Source organism: Pseudomonas sp. SIMBA_068 (assembly GCF_046534705.1).
GTDB classification, from domain to species: domain Bacteria; phylum Pseudomonadota; class Gammaproteobacteria; order Pseudomonadales; family Pseudomonadaceae; genus Aquipseudomonas; species Aquipseudomonas putida.
Genome location: NZ_JAWRYI010000562.1, coordinates 1 through 270 on the forward strand (window position 1 = coordinate 1; position 270 = coordinate 270).

Here is a 270-nt window from a genome sequence, read left to right on the forward strand (position 1 = left end):
TGACTTTTCAGCCGTTTATAGTCTTCTTCAGACATGGCAGGAACATCGTCAGAGCCGGTTCTGAGCCAGGCATAGCGCTGGTCAAAGGTGGCAGCATTCCACTCCAGCGGAAAATGGCAGACCAGACGGCTGCTCAGGTCGCTGAAATGCCCGCTATCCTGTAATCCGGCGATAAGGGGGGAATTACACTGACTGTTGTTGTCCGTGTCATCGTCCACCATCCGCCACCCCGTCCAGTGCGGGAAGTCGGCATCGCTGAATTTTTTGATG

General features: G+C 54.4%; 1 protein-coding gene. It reads right to left on the reverse strand.

Going from position 1 to position 270, the window contains the following annotated elements:
• The coding region (locus SB756_RS30415; RefSeq protein ID WP_410913284.1) for a hypothetical protein at window positions 1–270 on the reverse strand (270 nt) is incomplete at both ends.